The following is an 18,021-nucleotide window of genomic DNA, read 5'->3' as shown; positions in this document are numbered from 1 at the left end:
AGCGAGCACAATGCTCACTCATACCACCGCGGCGTATAAACCCACTCGCCTCCATCGATGCCATTGGCAAACGCCCGCGTCGTCGACGAGCCCACGATCACCATTGTCCGCATATCCACATCGTTTGAACGCAGCTCGCCGAGCGTGATCGTGCGCAGTGTGCTGCCCGGCCTGCCGATGTCGCGTCCGAGCACCACCTTTGTCTCCGCAGCGCGATATTCCCGCACGATGTCCAAAGCTTTATCCAACTGCCACGGCCGTGCGCGAGAGATCGGGTTGTAGAACGCCATCACCAGATCCGCTTCGGCCGCATGCCGGAGGCGCTTTTCGATGATGCTCCACGGTTTCAGATTGTCGGATAACGACAGCATGCAGAAGTCGTGACCCAACGGCGCACCGGCTTGCGCCGCGGTCGCCATGGCCGCCGACACCCCCGGCACGATAGCGAGTTTGACCGTGCGCCAGTCAGCGTTCGTCGAACCTCCTTCTTCCAGCGCCTCAAGCACTGCGGCCGCCATCGCAAACACGCCAGGGTCGCCCGACGACACCATCACTACTGACCGTCCTGCGCTGGCGAGGTCGAACGCATGACGCGCACGCTGCATCTCTTCGCGATTGTCCGTGCCATGTACGCGTTGATTGGCACGCAACGGCCCGGCCATTTTCACGTAGGTTTCGTAGCCGAGGATATCGGTGGCTTCGTTCAGCGCTGTTCGAGCGGCAGGCACCATCAGGTCGGCGCTGCCGGGACCGAGGCCGATCACCGTCAAGCGGCCGCGTGCGCGGCCGATCGTGTCCGGGTCGATTGCCAACGGTGCCAACGCGAGCGCAACCCCTGCGTCCGCGTCGTCGTGCAGCGTTTCATAAGGGAAGCGCAGCGCGGCATGCAGCAAATTGCTGGGCGCCTCGCCATCTTCCGGGAGCGGCTGAGCAAAACGCAATGGCACGTTCAGGCTCGCCGCGGCATCGGCGAGCGCCGGGTCTGCCATGTGTTCAGAAGGCGCGAGCAATGCCGCGAGCGAAAGCGTCGCAAGCCCATGCGCGTCCAAGGCCTCGCGCACGAGCGCAGTGATTCGCGCGCCGGAACCCGTCTGCGCGTCTGAACTGAGATTTACGCCAAGGCCCGCCTCCGTATTGGAATACGCACCAGCACCCTGAACAGTCACCGCCGCCACCACGCTCCGCGGATGAATGACCAGTTCATCATCACGCCCATCCCACGCACGCGGCGTCACGCGAATTGCCAAACGTGCCGATTCAGAGCGCGGCAGTTGCGCATCCTCCAGCCATGGCGCTTCGCCTTCGATCCGCGTGCTTTCGCCCGCCAGCAGATCCGAAACAAAGCGTTTCCCTTGCGCGATATCGGCGAGCGCATAGCCCTCGGGCGGATTGAGCACACACGTGCCGAAGCGAAGTTCGCCACTCGTCGTAATCGCAGGCGACACCGCCAACGCGGCCGCAATCTCACGCGCCATCACGTTGACGCCTGCAAGTCCGCCCAGCAACGGCACGACCGCGCTGCCATCCTCCGCAACCGCCAGCACGGGCGGCTCCGCGCCCTTGTTCGATAACAACGGCGCAACGCAACGAATTACGATCCCGGCGGCGCACAACGCGACAATCGGCGTGCCTCGCGCATATAGATCACGCAAATGAGCGCCGAGCTCCGTATAAGAAACATCAGCCTCGACTCGTCCCTGGAAGGCGTGCACCTGACAACCCGCATACAACGCCTGGATACGCCGCGCAGTCGCCAGCGCGCCCGAACCGAGAATCACAATCGCGGGTGGCGTCATGCTTGCCATTTTTCCCCCGGCACGACGAGCAGCGAAAAATACGGCGACGCCATCGGATCGACTTCGGCGAGCGGCACGATGCGCTGATTGCCCATCGTCGCGCGTTCGACGTAAAGCGCACGATGCGCGAGCCCCAGCTCGCCGAGCACGCGCCGCACCTTATCGAAATTGCGGCCGAGTTTCATGATGACGGCAGCGTCCGCATCGGCGAGGCGCCGGCGCAATTCGTCTTCGGGCAACACGCCGGACAGCACCGACAAACTCTGATTGCGATACACCAGCGGCGAACCGAGCACCGCTGCGCCGCCGAGCATCGAGCACACGCCGGGAACGACTTCGGCTTCGAAGCGCGCCGCGAGGCGGTCGTGCAAATACATGTACGAGCCATAGAAAAACGGATCGCCTTCGCAAATTACCGCGACGTCGCGACCTGCATCGAGGTGGCCGGCGACGATCTGCGCTGCGGTGTCGTAGAAGTCGGCGATGATCGCTTCATACGAAAGCGGAGGCTCGAGCGCTTCAGTGGTGACGGGATAGACGAGCGGCAGATGCTGCTGGGCGTCATGCAAATGCGCCTCGATGATGCTGAAGGCGTTGCCTTTCTTACCCTTCGCGACGAAATACGCGACCACGGGTGCCGCCTTCAGCAAACGCAGCGCTTTCAGCGTGATGAGTTCCGGGTCGCCGGGGCCGACGCCGAGTCCGAATAAACGTCCTTGCACGGTCATTTATTCGACCTCCGTCGCCAGCGCATTCACCGCGGCGGCGGCCATCGCGCTGCCGCCACGTCTGCCGTGAACCACGACATAGGGCACGCCGCGGCTGTCTTCGGCAAGCATCGCTTTCGATTCGGCCGCGCCGACAAAACCCACCGGAAAACCGAGGATCAACGCGGGCTTCGGCGCACCGGCATCGAGCATGTCGAGCAGATGAAAGAGCGCGGTCGGCGCGTTGCCGATCACGACGACACTGCCGGCCAGATGCGGCCGCCACAATTCGAGCGCGGCGGCCGAGCGTGTATTGCGGAGTTCGCGCGCCAATCCGGGCACGTCTTCGTGCGTGAGCGTGCAGATTACTTCGTTGTTCGCGGGCAGTCGCGCGCGCGTGATGCCTTGCGCCACCATGCCGGCGTCGCACAGAATCGGCGCGCCTTGTGCCAGCGCCGTGCGGCCCGCGACGCCTGCGCCTGCAGAAAACTGGAGATCTTTAATGACGTCGACCATCCCGCACGCGTGGATCACGCGCACCGCGAGCTTTTCGAGGTCGGCGGGGATGCGCGAGAGATCGGCCTCCGCACGTATCGTCGCGAAGGATTGGCGATAGATCTCCTGACCGTCGCGAATGTAATCAAGCATCAAAAGGGCTCCGGGCCAGGTGTGCCAATGGGTCGAGCATGTCGGCGGCCTGTTCGATCGTGAGTTGGTGCGCGACACACGAGCCGAAATCCGGCTGGCCGTCGCGTCGATAAAGGTCGTAGATGCCGGGCGCCACGGCCAGCAGCGTGTACGGCGCGCAATGCGCGGCGGCGCATGAGCGCGGGCAGCCGCTCAGATGGACGTCGATGCCCTCGGGCAAGCGATTCGCTAAAAGCAGTGCGTCGGCTTTGGTGTCGGCGAGGCTTTTTGCGCAGCCTGTGGAACCGGCGCAGGCGATCAAGCGTGTAAGAGGCTGCGTGGGATCGCAGGCGAGGCCTAGCGTGTCCATTTCAGCGAGCACGGTGGGTGCTGCATTTGCAGCGACATCGGGCAGCAACACGCTTTGCCAGGGCGTCATGCGCAGCGTGCCGTTGCCTTGCTGTTGCGAGAGCGTGGCGAGGCCGCGCAAGGTGATGGCGTCGAGTCGTCCAAGCGGCGGTTGGCCGCCTACGTGCTGCATCCCCACCACGCGCTGCGCGTGCGCGCCGAGTCGTAGCGTGGCATCGGCAGGCGTGCCGCGTTGCCAGTTTGCGAGCGATGTGTCGCGTGATAGCGGGAAATCGACATACGCTTGAGCGTGCTGCAATAGCGCATCGGCGGAATGCGTGGCAAGCAGATGACGCATGCGCGTGGCATCGGCGGCGGCCAGATCGAGGAACGTGTGCAGCAGTGCACGAACAAGACCAGTGACTTGCGCAGGGAGCACGGCGGCGAGGGCGCCTGTGCTATCCGTGCGGGGGCGTTCCGTGGCGTCACGCGAGTTAGCGTATCCGGCATGCTGGAATGTATCCGTGGCCGCATCGGCTTCAACGGCAATGTTCGCGTTCGCCACTACCGGCGGACACCCCCCCAAACCAACAGCAAACCGCACGCCGTCTTCCGCCTGCGTTGCCGCCAGCCAGACATCATGCGGATGATCGAGCCGCGCAAGGCGCTCACCGCCATCGAGCAGTAGCGCGAATTTGGGCGATAGCGCCGCAAAACGCGCTTCGGTTTGCAGCAAGGTGAGCAGTTCGAGGCTAAGCGGCCGCGTGTCGAACAGCGCAAATGGATCGCGCCCGGCAGTCGGGCTCACCATCACATTGCGCACATCGTCCGCAGCGCCGAATCGAGATGTGTCTGAAGCATCCGCTGAGGTCGCGAGCAGCAAGCGGGAAGCATCCACCGCGCCGGCCGCCCCAATCGGACCTAACCCCGCATCGACTAGCGCCGCGATCAACGCCGCTTCATGCCCGCTTAGCACGCCACGCACCTGCAGATTCGCGCGATTGGTCAACTCGACCACGCCGGCCGCATGCTGCTCACTCACGTCGGCAATCACCACGGCTTGCGCCGCGCTCAGCTCGCCGTCGGGCAATTTGATCCGGCAAATCCCCCCATCGCGTGCGGCGACGATGCGCAGCAGCCCGGGACATGCCGAGGGCCGCAGCGTCTGGGCCGCGTCGGACGAAGCAGTGGAGGGCGAAGCTTGATTCAAGACGGACACCGGGTTTAGCGTCGCGCGACGGCCCGAGCAAGCCGCAAGGCGGCATTGCTGCGGCATCGGTACACCCCGCCCGATGTAGGCTGGCACGAACAGTCTCGCCGGCAGGTCTCCTGGCTGGCAGGTCGTGGTCCGCCGCTGCCTTCCCGGTCGAACCAGTGGCGCGGAGCGCAGGCGGACTCGCTGCATACAGTTGCGGGGGCAGCCACAGTGGCACTGTGTTCCCTCTTCGGCCCCGAAGGGCACCGGCGGCTGTATTATGCCTTTTTTCGAACAGCACAACGAGGCTGGACGCTTTGATCGGCGTGGCACAGCGCAATATTTGAAGATACAGATTGAGGATGGATTCATGCCGGCATGGCTGACCGTAGTGGGCATAGGCGATGACGGCTTCGCCGGCTTGGGGAGGCCTGCGCGGCGTGCTTTGCTGGAGGCGTCGGTGGTCTACGGCGGCGAACGGCATCTGGCGATGCTGCCCGCGCGCCTCGCCGCGCGGCGCGAGACATGGCCGCGGCCGTTCGATCTCGCGCCGTTGCTGGCGGAGCGTACAAGGTCCGTGTGTGTGCTGGCGAGCGGCGATCCGATGCTGTTCGGCGTCGGCGCGACGCTGGCGCGGCAGTTGACGCCAGGTGAGTTGCGGGTGCTGCCCGCGCCTTCATCGTTGTCGCTGGCGGCCGCGCGGCTGGGCTGGCCATTGCAGGATGTCGCGACGGTTTCGCTGGTGGGACGGCCATTGCCGACACTGAATGCTCATTTGCACGACGGCGCGCGCGTTTTCGTGCTGAGCGCCGATGGGCGTACACCCGCAGCACTGGCCGAATTGCTGAATGCGCGTGGTTTCGGCGCGACCCGGATGACCGTGCTGGAGCATTTGGGCGGTGATCTGGAACGGCGCATCGACGGACGCGCGGACCAATGGTCGGCACAGGAAGTGGCGGCGCTGAACCTGATTGCGCTCGAATGCCGTGCAACGGAAGGCGCCCCGCGTTTGCCGCTGACCTCAGGCTTGCCCGACGACGCCTTTCGCCACGACGGTCAGTTGACCAAACGCGACGTCCGCGCGATCACGCTGGCGCGCCTCGCGCCGACACCCGGTGAATTGCTATGGGATGTGGGCGCGGGCAGCGGCTCGATCGGCATCGAATGGATGCGCGCGCACCCGACTTGCCGCGCGATCGCAATCGAAGGGCATGCGGAACGGCAGCGGTTCATCGAACACAATCGCGATGCATTGGGCGTGCCGGGTTTGCAACTGGTGGCCGGTCGCGCGCCCGATGCGCTGGAAGGACTGGCTGTGCCGGATGCCGTGTTCATCGGCGGCGGCGTGACGGTGCCGGGCGTGCTCGACGCCTGTTGGGCGCGTCTGCGCGATGGCGGGCGACTGGTCGCCAATGCGGTCACTTTGCAAGGCGAGGCGGCGCTGGCGGCGTGGCGTGAGCACCATGGCGGCACGCTGACCCGCATCGCGCTTGCCGACGCACAGCCGCTCGGCGGCTTCGATACGTGGCGCCAGGCGTTGCCGATCACGTTGCTGGATGTCACCAAGCCGGCCAACTCCCCACCCCAACCGTAATGCGCGAAGAAACGCCCGAACAATCCGCGCCGCTGCGTAGCGGCTACACGACCGGCAGTTGCGCCACCGCGACGTCGCTGGCGGCTGCGCGTCTGTTGCTAGCGGGTATCGTCAGCGAGGTCGCGGAGATTGTGTTGCCGAAGGGCCAGCATGTGCCGATGCCACTGGTGTTCTGCCGCCAGACCGATGATGGCGCGGAAGCGGGCACCATCAAGGACGCCGGCGACGACCCGGACGTCACGCACGGCGCGATCGTATTCGCCCGTGTGCGGCTGCGGGCCGAACCAGGCGTCATATTCCGGGCAGGGCCTGGCGTTGGCACGGTGACGCGCGCCGGCCTCACGCTGCCGGTCGGCGAACCGGCGATCAATCCCGTGCCGCGCAAGATGATGACCGAGCATCTGAGCGATCTAGCGGCCGAACAGGGATACACCGGCGGTTTCGACGTGACGATCGGCGTCGAAGGCGGCGCGGAACTCGCACTGAAAACGATGAACCCGCGGCTCGGCATTCTCGGCGGTCTGTCGATTCTCGGCACCACCGGCATCGTGCGGCCGTTCTCGTGCTCGGCCTATATTGCATCGATTCATCAGGGTATCGACGTCGCGCGTGCCAACGGTTACGTGCATCTCGCGGCCTGTACCGGCAACGCAAGCGAGGACGCAATGCGCGCGCACTACGGTCTGCCGGATATCGCGCTGATCGAAATGGGCGACTTCGTCGGCGCGGTGCTCAAGCATATGAAGCGCGCGCCGGTCGAGCGCCTGAGTGTGTGCGGCGGCTTCGGCAAACTCAGCAAGCTGGCCGCCGGGCACCTCGATCTGCATAGCCGGAATTCGAGCATCGATCTGGAACGGCTTGCAACATGGGCCTCTGAACATGGTGCGGATGATGCCTTGCAGGCGGCGATCCTCGCCGCCAACACGAGCCAGCAGGCCGTCGCATTGGCGCACGCGCAAAACGTGCCGCTCGGCGATATCGTCTGCCGTCACGCGCTCGCCGTAGCGCGCGATATCGTGCCGCCGCAGGTCGCCGTCGAAATGTTCGCCATCGACCGCCAGGGCAAGCTGATCGGAGTCGCGCAATGACGCGGACTCTGCTGCTTGGCGGCACCGGCGATGCTTTGCGGATCGCAAGACAGCTCGGCCCTGGGCACGTGTACAGTCTCGCGGGCCTCGGCAAGGTGCCGGACGATCTGTCGTGCGGGGTGCGGGTGGGCGGCTTCGGCGGCAGCGAAGGCATGGCGCGCTATATCGAGGACGAACGCATTGGCCTCGTGATCGACGCGACGCATCCGTACGCCGCGCAGATCAGCGCAAACGCCGCGAGAGCGAGTAGCGCCGCGCACGTGCCGTGCTGGGCACTGCGTCGCGAGGGATGGCAGCCGCAAACCGGCGACGACTGGCGCATGGTCGACGATTGGGCCGAACTGACAGCCGCACTCGCTTCGTTCAAACGGCCACTGTTCACGCTCGGTCGCGAACCGCTCGCGCATCTCGACGAAATCCCGCCGCAGCAGTTCTGGACGGTACGTTGCCTTGACGCAAACGAGGCCAATCCACGTGCACGGATTCTGGCGGCACGCGGCCCGTTTACGCTCGAAGGCGAGCGAGCGCTGTTCAGCGCGGAAGCGTTCGATGCCGTCGTCAGCAAGAACAGCGGCGGTAGCGCCACGGAAGCGAAACTCCAAGTCGCGCGCGAACGTGGTTTGCCGGTCGTCATGCTGCGGCGCCCTGAATTACCCGCGGTCGATCGCGAGTTTGTTAACGTGGCCGACCTGCTGGAAGCATTGCAAGTCTTAGGTTAAATGGCGCATGCATGACATGCCGGCCAAACGAATCATGGAGTATTGAATGACGGTGTTTTTTATCGGCGCGGGCCCCGGTGACCCGGAACTGATCACGGTGAAAGGGCAGCGCCTCGTGCGAAGTTGCCCGGTGATCCTGTATGCCGGTTCGCTGGTGCCGGCCGCTGTGCTGGAAGGGCATCGCGCGGAGCAGGTCGTGAATACCGCCGACCTCGATCTCGATCAGATCGTCGCGTTACTCAAAGCAGCGCACGACAAAAGCCAGGACGTGGCGCGCGTGCATTCCGGCGACCCGTCGTTGTATGGCGCGATCGGCGAGCAGATTCGCAGACTTCGCGAACTCGATATTCCCTACGAGATCGTGCCCGGCGTGACGGCGACCGCCGCATGCGCGGCGACGCTCGGCTGCGAACTCACGTTGCCCGATATTTCGCAGACGCTGATCCTTACGCGCTTTGCAAGCAAAACCACCATGCCGGAAGGCGAACAACTCGGCGACCTCGCGAGACATCGCGCGACGATGGCAATTCACCTCGGCGTGCGCCACCTGGCTCGCATCGTCGATGAATTGCGGCCGCACTACGGTGGTGATTGCCCGATCGCAGTGATCTATCGTGCAAGCTGGCCGGACGAAGAAAAAATCACGGGAACGCTCGACGATATCGTCGGCAAAGTGCAGTCCACCCATATCGAGCGGACGGCGCTGATACTGGTGGGACAGGTGCTGGCTGCCAAAGGATTTGCTGAGTCGACGTTGTACGCGAAAGGAGATTGAGTAATAGACACCTGCAAGCTCATCCGTAAGGAGTGGGTTACGGATGAGCGTTGCAGGCGGCGTCTGTTCAAACGTTTAGTCAGTCAATTCAAGCTGCTTCGCCGCCAGCTTCACCCGCAACGCCTTCGCGGCGCGCACCATATTCGTCAACGCTGCTTCCGTCTCCGGCCAGCCGCGCGTCTTCAGTCCGCAATCCGGATTGACCCACAGGCGCGCAGCCGGAATCACTTCGCATGCGCGCTCCAGCAGCCGCTGCATGGCTTCCGTGCTCGGCACGCGTGGCGAGTGGATATCGTAGACACCCGGTCCGATCTCGTTCGGATACGCGAAGGCGCCGAAGCCGTCGAGCAGTTCCATCGCTGAGCGCGAGGTCTCGATCGTGATCACGTCGGCGTCCATCGCGGCGATCGACGGCAAGATGTCGTTGAATTCCGAATAGCACATATGCGTGTGAATCTGCGTCTGATCGGCGACGCCCGCCGCCGAGATGCGGAACACACGCGTCGCCCATTCCAGATAGGTGGACCAATCGGCTTTACGCAACGGCAAGCCTTCGCGGAAAGCCGGTTCGTCGATCTGAATGATGCGGATGCCGGCCTTTTCGAGGTCTACTACCTCATCGCGAATTGCGAGCGCAAGTTGCAGCGCGGTGGTCGAGCGCGGCTGGTCGTCGCGCACGAAAGACCATTGCAGCATCGTCACCGGCCCGGTCAACATGCCTTTCATTAACCGATGGGTGAGCGATTGCGCGTAGCGGGTCGTCTCGACCGTCATCGGCTCGGGGCGATAGACGTCACCGTAGATGATCGGCGGTTTCACGCAGCGCGAGCCGTAACTCTGCACCCAGCCGTTCTCCGTGAACGCATAGCCCCACAATTGTTCGCCGAAATACTCGACCATGTCGTTGCGTTCGGCTTCGCCGTGCACCAGGATGTCGAGCCCCAGTTCTTCCTGTTTGCGCACAGCGATTTCGATTTCGGCGCGCATCCGCTGCAGATAGTCCAGCGCGCGCAGTTCGCCGCGTTTGTAGGCGGCGCGCGCCTGACGGATGGCCGGTGTTTGCGGGAACGAACCGATCGTGGTGGTGGGCAGGAGCGGCAGGTCGAGCGCTTCGCGCTGCACACGATTGCGTTCGGCGAACGGGCTTTTACGTTCCGCCATCGCAGCGTTCACGGCGGCCACGCGTTTTTGCACCAATGCATTCACGACCGCGCCCGAGTGGCGGCGCGCTTCCAGTGCGCGATCAGCAGCGGCAAGCTTCGGTTCAGCGGCGGCCGGGTTGCGCAGGGCGAGGGCGATCGTGCCGACTTCGTCGAGTTTTTCAGTGGCGAAGGCGAGCCAGGATTTCAGATCGGCATCGAGCTTTTTCTCCGCGTCGAGCGAAACCGGTACATGCAGCAACGAGCAGGACGATGCGATCCACAAACGTTCGCCACGCTCCGCATGCAGCGCCTGCAACGACTCGACGATGTTGCCGAGATCCGCGCGCCAGATATTGCGGCCGTCGATCACCCCCGCCGACAACACGGCGTGTGCGGGCAACGCGGCACGCCATGCATCGAGCTGTTGCGGTGCACGCACCAGATCGATATGCACGCCGGCAACCGGCAGGCTGGCGACGCGCTGCGCGTGATCTGCGGCGGTTTCGAAGTACGTCGCCAGCAGCACCTTGACGCCCGATGTGCCGAGCACGTCATACGCAGCGGACAACGCGTCGAGCCATTCCGTCGGCAGATCGAGACACAGCGCCGGTTCATCCAGTTGCACCCACTCGATGCCACGTTGCTTGAGCGTCTCCAGAATGCGGCTGTAGCGGATCACAAGCTTCGGCAGCAACGACAACCGGTCGAAGCCGGCCACGTGACTCTTCGACAGCCACAGGTAGGTAATCGGCCCGATCAGCACCGGCTTGACCGGCAGATTCAGCGCGAGTGCTTCGTCGATCTCGTCGAACAGCCATTCGACGCCGCCGTTAAAGGTCGTATCCGGACCCAGCTCCGGCACGAGGTAGTGGTAGTTCGTATCGAACCACTTGGTCATTTCCATCGCCGGTTGTGCGTGGTTGCCGCGCGCGAGTTCATAGTACTGGCCGAGCGACAGCGTTTTCGGATCGAAGCCGAAGCGCTCCGGCAACGCGCCGAGCAGCGCGCTCAGACTGAGCATCTGATCGTAGTAGGCGAAATCGCCGACGGCGACGAAATCCAGCCTGGCGTCCTGCTGCAACTGCCAGTGACGGGCGCGTAACGCCTTTGCGACGCCACGCAGACAGATTTCGTCCGATTCGCCGCGCCAGAACGATTCCTGCGCGAATTTCAGTTCGCGTTGCGCGCCAATGCGCGGAAAGCCGGGGATATGCGTGCGGGCCATGCGAATTCCTTTCGTGCGTTGTATGAATTGGCGCTCAGTGTGAAAGTCGCGCTATGATTCATCAAGCGACATGTTTTCACCAATGTATGAGCCAAATTCATATCCAAATAGAATCTTCCAGAGCGGGGCCGCGAAATGCTTGAGCTTCGCCACTTGCGTTCGCTGATCGCCATCGCCGATTCCGGCAAGCTGGTGGCGGCTGCCGAACGCGTTCATCTGAGCCAGTCCGCCCTGTCGCATCAGATTCGCGATATCGAGGCGCATTACGAGGTCTCGCTATTCGAGCGCACCAGGCAGGGTTTGCGTTTCACGGCGGCGGGCGAGCGGCTGTTGGCGCTCGGGCGCGAGACGATTGCCGCGGTGAGCGCAGCGGAGCGCGATCTCGTGCGTCTGAAAGGCGACACGCGCGGCGAATTGCGCATCGTGCTGGAATGCCATACGTGTTTCGACTGGCTGATGCCGGTGATGGATGAGTTCCGCCGGCGCTGGCCGGAAGTCGAAGTCGATCTGGTCGCGGGTTTTCATGCGGACCCGCTGCGCCTGTTGAGCGACGGCAAGGCGGACGTGGTGATCGGTTCGAAGCCGGCCACCAGGCGCAGCCTGCATATCGCGCCGCTATTTCGCTTCGAAATTCTGGTGGTGATGGCCAACGAGCACCGGTTGCGCAATAAACGGCGCGTGGTGTCGGACGATCTTCACGACGAGACGCTGATTACCTATCCTGTGCCCGAAGCGCGTATCGATCTGATTCGCGAAGTGCTGGAGCCGGCCGGCATCAAACTCGAACGGCGCACGGCGGAGTTGACCATCGCGATCATGCAACTGGTGGCGAGCCGCCGCGGGATCGCGGCGCTGCCGAACTGGGGCGTGAAAAACTATGTCGACCACGACTACGTGCTGGCCAAACGCGTCGGCACGCAGGGCTTGTGGAGCGAGCTTTATGCGGTGGCCGGCAAAGGCTTCGCGAGCCGCCCTTACTTCGACGATTTCGTCAGGATCGTGCGCGATACATGCGCGGCGCAGTTAGATGGAATCGAACTGCTCGCGGCTTAGGGCCACGCCAGGACCTGGGCGGTCCAGTTGCGCGCCCAGGCTCAGAGAACTTTCTATCCCCCGGTCTTCAACTGCGCCCACAACCTGCCTTCCAGGCGCTTGATCGGGGCGGGCAGCGGCTTGAGCAGAAACAGCGTTTTCAGTACGGACTCAGGCGGGTACACGGTCGGGTCGTTGAGAATTTCCGGCCGCACGAATTTGCGTGCGGCCGCGTCCGCATTCGGATAGAACACCGCATTGGTGATTCCGGCATGAACCTCGGGACGCTCGATGTAGTTGATCCAGTCGAGCGCGGCTTCCGGATGCGGCGCATCTTTCGGGATCGCCATCATGTCGAACCAGACCGGCGCGCCGCCTTGAGGAATGAAGTATTTAACCTCGTAGCTCTTGTTGGCCTCGCGCGCGCGATGGCTCGCCATCGAGACGTCGCCCGACCAGCTCAGCGCGAAACAGATGTCGTCGCCCGCGAGGTCGTTGATGTAACTTGTCGCGTTGAACTGTGTGATATACGGGCGGATTTTCTTCAGCGCGTCGTACGCGGCCTGATAGTCGGCTGGGTTCGTGCTGTTCGGGTCGCGGCCAAGGTAGTGCAGCGTGACTGCGAACACATCGGTCGGCGCGTCGAGCACGGAGACGCCGCAACTCTTCAGCTTGCTCAGATACTCGGGCTTGAACAGGATGTCCCAGCTATCGAGCGGCGCATCGTTGCCGAGAATCTTCTTGACCCGCGTGACGTTGTAGCCGAGCCCCGTGGTGCCCCACGCCCACGGCACCGCGTACTGATTGCCGGGGTCCGCATCGGCGACCAGCTTCAGGAGCGTGCGGTCGAGATTCACCAGGTTCGGCAGTTTCGATTTGTCGAGCTTCTGGTAGATGCCGGCTTCGATCTGCTTGGCGAGAAAGTTCGAGGTCGGTACCACGACGTCGTAGCCGGTCGAACCGGTCAGCAGTTTCGCCTGCAAGGTTTCGTCGCCGTCGTAGACGTCGTATTGCACGTGAATGCCGGACTCTTTTTCGAAGTTCGGCACCGTGTCTTTCGCGATGTAGTCGGCCCAGTTGTACAGATTGAGCTGCTTCTGGTCGGCGTGCGCGGTGGCGCCGAACGCGCAGAACAGCAGCGCGGCAAGCATAGGCGCAGCGGGCGTCCGCTTTATGACGGTATCGGGCATGGTGGTCATCCAGAGAGGTTTCAACAAAGGAGTGGTGGCTTTACATGCGCTGATGGCGTTGCAGCTTCTGATTGCGCATCAGGCACAGCATGTCGGCGGCAAGGTGGGCCGCGGCGAGCGCGGTCACGTCGCTGTGGTCGTAGGGGGGCGACACTTCCACCACGTCCGCGCCCACCAGATTCACGGGGCCCAGCGCGCGAACGATTTCCAGCGCCTGCGCCGAACTCAGACCGCCCGCCACCGGCGTGCCCGTGCCGGGTGCGAAGGCCGGATCGAGACAGTCGATGTCGAAGGTGAGGTAGGTGGGCGCATCGCCGACGATCGACAGCACTTCGTCGATGGTCGCCTGCGTGCCGTTGCGATGGACCCATGGTGCGTCGAGAATGCGTACGCCCATGAAGTCGTCGTTCCAGGTGCGAATGCCGACTTGCACCGAGCGGGCGGGATCGATCAGTCCTTCACGGATCGCCTTGTAGAACATCGTGCCGTGGTTCAGCGAATCGGGGTTGTCGTCCGGCCAGGTGTCGCAATGCGCGTCGAAATGAATCAGGCTCAGCGGCTTGCCGTACTTTTCAGCATGCGCGACCAGCAGCGGATAGGTAATGTAGTGATCACCGCCGAACGTCAGCATGCGGGTGCCGGTGGCGAGAATCTCGCGGGCGTGAGCGATGATCGCGGCGCGAATGCCGAGCGGGTTGTGGGCGTCGAACCAGCAGTCGCCGTAGTCAACCACGTTGAGATGATCGAATGGATCGATGCCCCACGGAAACGCGCCCAGGTCGGCCAGTTGTACTGAGGCCGCGCGCATGCCCGCCGGGCCGAAACGCGTGCCGGGGCGGAAGGTGGTCGCAAGGTCGAGCGGAATGCCCGATACGGCGACGTCGACGCCGGTGAGATCGCGCGTGTAGGGCCGGCGCATGAAGGACAGCACGCCGGCGTAAGTAGGCGCAGCGGGTTGCCCGGCTGCGTCAGCGCCGGGGGCAGGCGTGGTGGCGGTGCGGTGCAAAGCGTTCAGGTTCTGGGTCATACAGGTCGATCCGGTCAGTTTCAATGAGTACCGTCACACAAATTTTCCTCATGTCTGCCGAAGCAGCTGCGGCGTGTGAAGTGCAACTGGCGCTATCATTGCGGGGCAATATTCCGGCGAAAAGCGAAGAATCTTGCTGGAAGTATCGATATTTCTAATATCTGACCGCGACTCTGGCCCTAACGATCCGATGCGTAGACTTCCCCCACTGCAGGCTTTGCTCGCTTTCGACGCCGCCGCGCGCCTCGGCAGCTTCACGCGGGCCGCGCAGGAACTTGCGCTGACCCAATCGGCGATCAGCCATCAGATTCAGCAACTCGAGGAATGGACCGGCCAGCCGCTGTTCCGGCGGATTGGCCGCGGCGTCGCGTTGACGGCCGCGGGCGCGCTGTACGCGCAGACCGTGACAACCGCGCTCTCCACGCTTGCCGACGGGCGTGATCGCATCGAACCATACGGCAATCCCGATTCGGTGATCCTCGTGTGTGCGCCGCAGTTTGCCTCCGGCTGGCTGATGCCGCGCATGCGGGCGTTTTCCGAGGCGCTGCCGAATCTCGAGATCTGGCTCGTAACCGGTGAGGAGGTCAACGAGATCGATCGCGTGGACGTCGATCTGGTGGTGTCGGCAAAGGAAATTCGCACGCCGGAAGTGGTGTGCGAACTGCTGCTCGAAGAAGAGGCGGTCGCCATCTGCGGCCCCATCACTGCACGGCGGCTGCGCTCGGCATCATTTCCAGAGGTCCTGACGCAGGCGCCCTTGCTGGTTCACGAGGCGCGTGCGGAGTGGGCGCCATGGTTGCCTGAGTTAAGGCGGGGCGGCTTGCGTACGCGGCGTGCGATGACCGTCAGCGATTCACGCTTCCTCGTTGCGGCCGCCGAGCAGGAAGCGGGCATCGCGATGGTGTCCCGGCTCACCGCCGGCGATGCATTGACAAGCGGGCGTGTCGAGGTTTTACCGCAGGTGCCGGGATTCGCGCTCGCGCCGCTCTGGTTGATGCGCTCGGCACAGCCGGCGCGCTCCGCGGCGGTGGATGCGGTTTATGCGTGGATGATGAGGCTCTGCCGGGAGGGCGATTGATACGCGGCGGATTCAGTTGCGCGTCGGGATGGCATACGTCTGCATCAGCGTGGCGGCCCGTTGGTCGCCGCGGCCAGCTTCCTGATCAGCGCGGCCTGTTTTATCGCATCCTGGCTGAGCGCATGGAGTGGCGCCATCGCCACCGAATCGACATCCTGAGTATGCGTGAGCATGAGGGCCGCGGCGTGGGCGAACCGGCGGTTGTCGTCGATGTAGCGCAGCATCGCTTGCCTTAGCGCGGTGCGGGATGCGTCGAACGTCTTCCTCACTGCGTGTCTTCAAGACGACGTGCTCAATGCCGCCTTGCGCTCCATGCAGATCGAACGAAATGCGACGGCCGGCGAGTTTGATGTCGAAGATTTCCGCCCGCTGAAGGTATCGTTGCTCGGCGCTGGTCGAGCCGTGCAGTGTGATGTCATCTTTTGAAAACGACAGTTCACCGTTGATGCCGGCTGCATAGCGGATTGCGGAAAAAATACCTTGCCTACCGGGAGGTTTGATTGAGTAGCGCACGCCGAACGTTTGCGTGTCGTCCCAATCGGCAAAAAGGGCGGCTCCCGAAGCGTGGCCTGGTGCTGTCAGGATGGGTTCCACACGATCCATACGATCCCCATTCTCTCTATGTTTTTTTGGTGTGCGCCTTTCCGGCGTCGCGTTATTCTGATTGTAGTATTGAACGCCGAGCGTGCGTTGAGTGTGCATGCATCGCGACGCGATTCATGCACAGACCGCTCAACGGGCGCTCGAGGTATTGCCTGCGGGTGGCTCGTCGCGAAGCTTAGTCCTCAAGCGGTGAAAACGCTTCAAGTGGTACCGTCTTCGCCGGTCCGATATTGATCGGCGGCACGAAGCCCAGCAGTACGACCACAAAGATCGCAATCGCAAAGATCGAGATGAAGGTCAGATGAAGCGATTGGTGCAACACCATGCGGACCATGTCGCTGTTAGCGAGACTCGCCGCCTGATTCTGCAGCAGCGCTTTGAGCTGATCCGAGGTGACCGCGGCGACACCTTTCGAGTGACTGAGCCCGAAGTTGAGCACCGCGCCGAACAGCGTCGCGCCAAGCGTGCTGCCGAGATTGCGCGAAAAGAGATTCGAGGCGGTGGCGCTGCCGCGTTCGTCCATCTTGACGATTTCCTGGATCAGCACCAGCGAACTGACGCTCGACGTGCCCATGCCGAAACCCATGATCAGCGAACCGAACGCCGCGACGAGCGGCGAGCCGCCGGGTTGCAGGAACAGCAGCAGCACCGCGCCGATCGGCACGAACGCGCTGCCGCCGATCAGAATGCGCCGCAAGCCAAGGCGGTGAAATGTTTTCGCCGCGAGCGTCGCGCCCGCCGGCCAGCCCACCATCATCATGGTGAGCGCAAGACCGGCGACCACAGGCGAGCGATGCAGCACGCCCTGAACATACATCGGCAGGAAGGTCGTGGCGCCCATCAGGATCATGCCGGACAGCACGGTCGCGGCATTGCACGCGGCGATCGGCCGGCGGCTCCAGAGCGCGAACGAGATCATCGGCTCAGCCGCGCGGCGCTCCTGAAACACGAACAACACCAGGCACACCATGAACGCACCGCCCGCGAGCAATGCCTTGACGATGTCCTCGTCGCCCGCGTAGGTCAGCGCCATCATGAGTGCCGCGATCGCCGCCATGAACAGCGCCGCGCCCGCGAAGTCGATCGACGGACGCGCATGCCGCTCCGATTCGCGCAGGAAAGCGATGAAGCCGGCCGCGGACGCAAGGCCGATTGGCACGTTCATCCAGAAGATCCACGCCCACGACAGATTGTGAATGATGAAGCCGCCCACCATCGGCCCGACCACCGCGGAAATGGCCCATACGCTGGCAAGATAGCCTTGCACCTTGCCGCGTTCGCGCGCCGGATAGAGATCGGCGACGATGGTCAGCGTGGCCGGCTGGATCGCGCCCGCGCCGATGCCCTGAATCAGTCGGAACGCGATCATCGCGGGCATCGACCAGGCGAAGCCGGCCAGCACCGAGCCGAGCAGAAAGATCGCGATACCGGCGAGCATGACCGGCTTGCGTCCATACAGATCGGTGAGCTTGCCGAAGACCACGGTCATCGCGGTTTGCGTGAGCAGGAACGACGAAAAGACCCAGCTATACAGATGCAGATCGCCGAGTTGCGCGACGATCTGTGGCATGGCGGTGGAAACGATGGTGGCTTCGATGGCGACCATCGCCATCGAAGCCATGACTGCGGCAATGACTAAAGGACGCGACGATTGCGGGCTGCGGGACATGGGGCGGGTAGTATTAGTATGTTGGAGGCGTTTGACGGTGTGACACATGACATGCACGCCGCGACGCATAAGCGCGGCCGCCCGAAGGCGGCCGATCTCAAGTATGCACCTTGTGGAGAATGTGCGCTGGGCGCGAGCCGATATGGCGAAGCTGAAGCAGGGCTGAAGCGGCGTAAAAGCAGCTTGGCACAGCCTTTGCGCGCTCG

Annotated in this window: 15 protein-coding genes and 1 riboswitch; of the genes, 6 read left to right on the top strand and 9 right to left on the bottom strand. The window is 63.5% G+C overall.

Annotation, left to right across the window (positions count from 1 at the left end; genetic code table 11):
* Positions 1–14: 14 nt before the first annotated feature.
* From cobJ to ACUN0E_RS14580, 4 genes are read right to left on the bottom strand one after another with little or no spacing between them, the layout of a single operon-like run.
* Positions 15–1,796, bottom strand: coding sequence for a precorrin-3B C(17)-methyltransferase (gene cobJ, locus ACUN0E_RS14595; protein WP_445567040.1), 1,782 nt, complete (start codon positions 1,794–1,796; stop codon positions 15–17).
* Complete coding sequence (locus ACUN0E_RS14590; RefSeq protein WP_325044175.1) at positions 1,793–2,524, bottom strand: precorrin-2 C(20)-methyltransferase; 732 nt, start codon at positions 2,522–2,524, stop codon at positions 1,793–1,795. Before ACUN0E_RS14590 ends, cobJ begins: the two co-directional genes overlap by 4 nt.
* Positions 2,525–3,151, bottom strand: a complete 627-nt coding sequence (locus ACUN0E_RS14585; protein WP_445567039.1) for a precorrin-8X methylmutase — start codon at positions 3,149–3,151, stop codon at positions 2,525–2,527.
* Positions 3,144–4,697, bottom strand: coding sequence for a precorrin-3B synthase (locus ACUN0E_RS14580; protein WP_445567038.1), 1,554 nt, complete (start codon positions 4,695–4,697; stop codon positions 3,144–3,146). The genes ACUN0E_RS14585 and ACUN0E_RS14580 overlap by 8 nt, the downstream gene beginning before the upstream one ends.
* 83 nt (positions 4,698–4,780) lie before the next feature.
* Positions 4,781–4,959, bottom strand: a riboswitch (cobalamin riboswitch).
* An 84-nt stretch (positions 4,960–5,043) separates the two neighbouring features.
* Between ACUN0E_RS14580 and cbiE the strand changes: the two genes are divergently transcribed.
* From cbiE to cobM, 4 genes are read left to right on the top strand one after another with little or no spacing between them, the layout of a single operon-like run.
* Entirely contained in the window at positions 5,044–6,267 is a 1,224-nt protein-coding gene (gene cbiE / locus ACUN0E_RS14575) for a precorrin-6y C5,15-methyltransferase (decarboxylating) subunit CbiE (protein WP_445567037.1), read from the top strand.
* Positions 6,267–7,355 carry a cobalt-precorrin-5B (C(1))-methyltransferase gene (locus tag ACUN0E_RS14570; protein WP_445567036.1) on the top strand — a complete coding sequence of 363 codons (1,089 nt, stop codon included), beginning with the start codon at positions 6,267–6,269 and terminating at the stop codon, positions 7,353–7,355. Before cbiE ends, ACUN0E_RS14570 begins: the two co-directional genes overlap by 1 nt.
* Entirely contained in the window at positions 7,352–8,074 is a 723-nt protein-coding gene (locus ACUN0E_RS14565; protein ID WP_445567035.1) for a cobalt-precorrin-6A reductase, read from the top strand. The genes ACUN0E_RS14570 and ACUN0E_RS14565 overlap by 4 nt, the downstream gene beginning before the upstream one ends.
* Positions 8,075–8,120: 46 nt before the next feature.
* Positions 8,121–8,849, top strand: a complete 729-nt coding sequence (gene cobM / locus ACUN0E_RS14560; RefSeq protein ID WP_408239520.1) for a precorrin-4 C(11)-methyltransferase — start codon at positions 8,121–8,123, stop codon at positions 8,847–8,849.
* Positions 8,850–8,924: 75 nt separating this feature from the next.
* On the opposite strand, the gene metE is transcribed toward cobM, so the two are convergent.
* On the bottom strand, positions 8,925–11,216 hold the full coding sequence (gene metE / locus ACUN0E_RS14555) for a 5-methyltetrahydropteroyltriglutamate--homocysteine S-methyltransferase (protein WP_445567034.1): 2,292 nt from the start codon (positions 11,214–11,216) through the stop codon (positions 8,925–8,927).
* Positions 11,217–11,351: 135 nt separating this feature from the next.
* On the opposite strand from metE, the gene ACUN0E_RS14550 reads away from it, so the two are divergent.
* The gene (locus ACUN0E_RS14550; protein WP_408239526.1) at positions 11,352–12,269 is read left to right on the top strand and encodes a LysR family transcriptional regulator; all 918 of its coding nucleotides are present in this window, start codon (positions 11,352–11,354) and stop codon (positions 12,267–12,269) included.
* 53 nt (positions 12,270–12,322) lie between these two features.
* Here the strand turns inward: ACUN0E_RS14550 and ACUN0E_RS14545 are convergent, their stop codons facing one another.
* Positions 12,323–13,438 carry a polyamine ABC transporter substrate-binding protein gene (locus ACUN0E_RS14545; protein ID WP_408336540.1) on the bottom strand — a complete coding sequence of 372 codons (1,116 nt, stop codon included), beginning with the start codon at positions 13,436–13,438 and terminating at the stop codon, positions 12,323–12,325.
* A gap of 40 nt (positions 13,439–13,478) precedes the next feature.
* Positions 13,479–14,465: an agmatinase gene (gene speB, locus ACUN0E_RS14540; RefSeq protein WP_445567033.1), complete on the bottom strand. Its 987-nt coding sequence runs from the start codon at positions 14,463–14,465 to the stop codon at positions 13,479–13,481.
* A 190-nt stretch (positions 14,466–14,655) separates the two neighbouring features.
* Here speB and ACUN0E_RS14535 point away from each other — a divergent pair, with 190 nt between their 5' ends.
* Positions 14,656–15,543, top strand: coding sequence for a LysR substrate-binding domain-containing protein (locus ACUN0E_RS14535; protein WP_445567032.1), 888 nt, complete (start codon positions 14,656–14,658; stop codon positions 15,541–15,543).
* A 12-nt stretch (positions 15,544–15,555) separates the two neighbouring features.
* On the opposite strand, the gene ACUN0E_RS14530 is transcribed toward ACUN0E_RS14535, so the two are convergent.
* Both ACUN0E_RS14530 and ACUN0E_RS14525 read right to left on the bottom strand, forming a co-directional pair.
* Positions 15,556–16,245, bottom strand: a complete 690-nt coding sequence (locus ACUN0E_RS14530) for a hypothetical protein (protein WP_445567031.1) — start codon at positions 16,243–16,245, stop codon at positions 15,556–15,558.
* A gap of 76 nt (positions 16,246–16,321) precedes the next feature.
* A complete protein-coding gene (locus tag ACUN0E_RS14525) occupies positions 16,322–17,815 on the bottom strand; it encodes an MDR family MFS transporter (RefSeq protein WP_408239544.1) in 1,494 nt (497 codons plus the stop codon).
* Between the last annotated feature and the right edge of the window lie 206 nt (positions 17,816–18,021).

This window comes from Paraburkholderia sp. D1E (assembly GCF_052682275.1).
This window is presented reverse-complemented; position numbering and strand designations above follow the sequence as displayed.

Excerpts from the sequence above, each read along its gene's own strand:
- cobJ (WP_445567040.1), bottom strand. The coding sequence starts at position 1,796 with ATGACGCCACCCGCGATTGTGATTCTCGGTTCGGGCGCGCTGGCGACT.
- ACUN0E_RS14590 (WP_325044175.1), bottom strand. The coding sequence starts at position 2,524 with ATGACCGTGCAAGGACGTTTATTCGGACTCGGCGTCGGCCCCGGCGAC.
- ACUN0E_RS14585 (WP_445567039.1), bottom strand. The coding sequence starts at position 3,151 with ATGCTTGATTACATTCGCGACGGTCAGGAGATCTATCGCCAATCCTTC.
- cbiE (WP_445567037.1), top strand. The coding sequence starts at position 5,044 with ATGCCGGCATGGCTGACCGTAGTGGGCATAGGCGATGACGGCTTCGCC.
- ACUN0E_RS14570 (WP_445567036.1), top strand. The coding sequence starts at position 6,267 with ATGCGCGAAGAAACGCCCGAACAATCCGCGCCGCTGCGTAGCGGCTAC.
- ACUN0E_RS14565 (WP_445567035.1), top strand. The coding sequence starts at position 7,352 with ATGACGCGGACTCTGCTGCTTGGCGGCACCGGCGATGCTTTGCGGATC.
- cobM (WP_408239520.1), top strand. The coding sequence starts at position 8,121 with ATGACGGTGTTTTTTATCGGCGCGGGCCCCGGTGACCCGGAACTGATC.
- metE (WP_445567034.1), bottom strand. The coding sequence starts at position 11,216 with ATGGCCCGCACGCATATCCCCGGCTTTCCGCGCATTGGCGCGCAACGC.
- ACUN0E_RS14550 (WP_408239526.1), top strand. The coding sequence starts at position 11,352 with ATGCTTGAGCTTCGCCACTTGCGTTCGCTGATCGCCATCGCCGATTCC.
- ACUN0E_RS14545 (WP_408336540.1), bottom strand. The coding sequence starts at position 13,438 with ATGCCCGATACCGTCATAAAGCGGACGCCCGCTGCGCCTATGCTTGCC.
- speB (WP_445567033.1), bottom strand. The coding sequence starts at position 14,465 with ATGACCCAGAACCTGAACGCTTTGCACCGCACCGCCACCACGCCTGCC.
- ACUN0E_RS14535 (WP_445567032.1), top strand. The coding sequence starts at position 14,656 with ATGCGTAGACTTCCCCCACTGCAGGCTTTGCTCGCTTTCGACGCCGCC.
- ACUN0E_RS14530 (WP_445567031.1), bottom strand. The coding sequence starts at position 16,245 with ATGCACACTCAACGCACGCTCGGCGTTCAATACTACAATCAGAATAAC.
- ACUN0E_RS14525 (WP_408239544.1), bottom strand. The coding sequence starts at position 17,815 with ATGTCCCGCAGCCCGCAATCGTCGCGTCCTTTAGTCATTGCCGCAGTC.